This is a genomic window from Dolichospermum sp. LEGE 00246, from assembly GCF_015207865.1.
In the GTDB taxonomy this organism is placed as follows: domain Bacteria; phylum Cyanobacteriota; class Cyanobacteriia; order Cyanobacteriales; family Nostocaceae; genus Dolichospermum; species Dolichospermum heterosporum.
Genome location: NZ_JADEWA010000580.1, coordinates 1 through 2,900, shown reverse-complemented (window position 1 = coordinate 2,900; position 2,900 = coordinate 1). Strand labels below are relative to the sequence as shown.

Sequence of the window (2,900 nt, the reverse complement as noted above, 5' to 3'; positions counted from 1 at the left end):
GAATTATAGAGAAACTAATAATTGTCAGAATCAGGATTTACAAGATTAAAGGATTTACATGATTGTTATTTGATGGTTTATAGATGAGATTCATCTTACTTCATCCTCATCATAAATAACTAACTAACCAATAATTAAACAATCACATCCTGCAAATCCTCAAATCCTGGACATCCTGATTCAGACAAGCTAATAAATTTTACCTGCCCAAATCGTGCATTTCATTAATTGCCTTCGCACACATTTGAGTAACTCTTTCCAACTCTTCCTTATTAGTAGAACTGGGAGCATCAATTAATTGACCAATTCTAATAGTCAAAGGTACAGAACGGGGTAGAGAAGAACCCGGTTGTAAAATCTGTTCACTTCCCCATAAACTTACTGGTAAAAAAGGAGCTTTAGCCTTAGCTGCGAGGAGGGCTGCACCTCTTTTCGGTTCATGGATGCGACCATCATTCGTGCGCGTACCTTCTAAAAACACACCTACAGCCCAACCATTTTCTAAATACTCTAAAGCAGAACGAATCGCATTGCGGTCAGCACTGCCCCGACTGACAGGGTAAGCACCGTATAATTTAATTGCTTGTGCTAAAACAGGAACTTTAAATAATTCTTCCTTAGCCATGTACGCGACGGGACGACGGACACAACTAGAAACTATGGGAGGGTCAAAATAACTAGCATGATTACTAACGACTATGACAGCACCAGATTGGGGGACATTTTCCGCACCATAAATCTTGCCCCGAAAGTATGCGTGTAATACGGGACTAACCACCGACCACTTAAAGGCGTGATACAGTGCCAAACTAATTAAGGGTTCACGAATTCTAGTCACAGAAGATAGTATAAATAAAATAGAATACAAAAGTCAATCAATTTTGGATTTACGATTTTGGATTTTGGATTTACTCCACCCTCAAGTATGGAGCTTGGGGATTTTAGATTAGCGATTTTGGGATTAATTCCGCCCTGAAGGGGCGAGGCTTGTACCGAAAATTCCCAATCCAAAATCTAAAATCCAAAATCTAAAATTTTTCGGTCAGAATTCAGGAGTCAGAACTTATTTTAACCTCTAACTCCCCAATCTAACTGCTTATTTTTCCTACATTAGTTGCCTAATGTTAAAGCCTGTTGTCCTTGAGGTGAAGTAGCATAACCTAGAAATGCTTGCACTCCGGCACTAGCAGGGTCTTTATAGACATAATACAGCGATCGCTTATAGGGATAACTAGCCGCTTCTGGAGTCAAGCCTTCAATAGCCACGACGCGCGCGGTTTGCTGATTAGCAACTTGAGCAAAAGTCGCATAGCCGATACCATCTGTTTTCAAAGCTTGAACTAAGGGAGTGGTCGCATCTTGGGGTAAAGTCGTAATGTTGGGTGTAGTCCCAAAATTAGCTCCTTTTAAGACTAATTCTTTAAAAGTTTGATGTGTGCCACTAATTGCTGGACGATTAATGACGCGGATAGTCGCAGATGGACCACCCACTGCTGACCAATTATTAATTTTTCCCTGAAATATATCTGCAATTTGACTACTGGTTAATCCTCTATTAAAAGGATTTGCCTTACCGACTATCAGAGCGATCGCATCTTGTGTTATGGTGACAGACTTCAATCCCTGACCTTGCTCCTGTGCTGTCAAAGGTCTAGAAGCCGCCGCAATATCCACTTTACCAGCCAATAGATCCTGAATTCCCTTATCAGTCCCATTCCCCACAGCCTCTACCTTCGTACCAGGAAACTGTTTCTCAAACCCCTTCCTGAGATTTTGGTTAATTGTCACCATACTCGTAGAACCGTCTATCTTTACAGTCGTACCACTGGCTACTGTCGTTGGTAACGGGAAAGCCGCAGAAGTGGGAGTAGTGGGAGTAGTTGTCTCACCAGTAGGGAAATTACTTTCTGACTGCGTAGTTATCGAAGGTGGGGCAGGATTACGCATAAAAAACCACCAGTAACCACCACCCAAAAGCCCTAAAAATAGCAAAATAAACACAATAGGAGGTGGACCGCTTCTCTGACTCATAAATTCCTAATTATTCTGGTAATTGTTTAGATGGGGAATCTTGTAATCTTTGCAAACGACGAGCAACCTCGTCATCTAATGTCATATTTTCAATCTCAGCCTGGAGTTTTTCGGTAGGATTTTCCGATAATTCCGCCAAAGCCTCCGTCTGTAAATTTCGACGTTCCACAGCACCCCTAGCCTTTTCAAAATCACTTTTAGCCGAGCCAATATCAAACTCATTATTGACCCTAGCAATCATCGCCAGAGCTTCATTCACCTCTGACATATCCTTCATATTTTGCATATCCGCTTTGTAGCTTTCTAACTTCATGCGCTCACGGTTCAGCTTATCCTTAGAAGCCTTGACCGCCGTTTCCGCCTGTTTCACCATTTCCGCTAGTTTAGGCAGGATTTGCTCCGTTTGAATCGCCTTACTCATAGCCATTCGCGCACCTTCTTCATTACCACCTTTTTGAGCAACCATAGCTTGCTGCTCTAAGGTATTAAATTCTTTAATTTTTGCCTCATATTTATTTTTAGCAGTTTTATAAGCCCCCTCCTGAGCCGCAACCGCTACAGCCAACTTCTGAACAGCTTCCTGCATTGACTGAAGGGATTCTTCAGCAACAGCTACAGCCACCTTACCACCGGACTCCACAGGGATTCCCCATAACCAGTTCCAAGTCCCAACTATGGTTCGCCCTGCCCTTTCACCCATTATCCAGTAGACAGCTTTTTTCATAACCCAAAGTTATTTTAGTGAGAGTGGTTATGGTAATATTTTTACTCTAATATGAGCATACATAGCAATTGTCTGTCAGTTTCTTCAAGTATATTTACAGCAAATTGTCATCAAACCCGGAACAAGAACCCCACCCCCAACCCCC

At 42.1% G+C, this 2,900-nt stretch carries 3 protein-coding genes; all 3 read right to left on the bottom strand.

The features are described 5' to 3' along the window. Window positions 1-199: 199 nt before the first annotated feature. Window positions 200-838: a 1-acyl-sn-glycerol-3-phosphate acyltransferase gene (locus IQ228_RS24255; RefSeq protein ID WP_193964725.1), complete on the bottom strand. Its 639-nt coding sequence runs from the start codon at window positions 836-838 to the stop codon at window positions 200-202. A 272-nt stretch (window positions 839-1,110) separates the two neighbouring features. Continuing rightward, window positions 1,111-2,031, bottom strand: coding sequence for a phosphate ABC transporter substrate-binding protein (locus IQ228_RS24250; RefSeq protein ID WP_193964724.1), 921 nt, complete (start codon window positions 2,029-2,031; stop codon window positions 1,111-1,113). Between the two features lie 10 nt (window positions 2,032-2,041). Beyond that, a complete protein-coding gene (locus IQ228_RS24245) occupies window positions 2,042-2,755 on the bottom strand; it encodes a PspA/IM30 family protein (RefSeq protein WP_027400887.1) in 714 nt (237 codons plus the stop codon). Window positions 2,756-2,900: the final 145 nt, after the last annotated feature.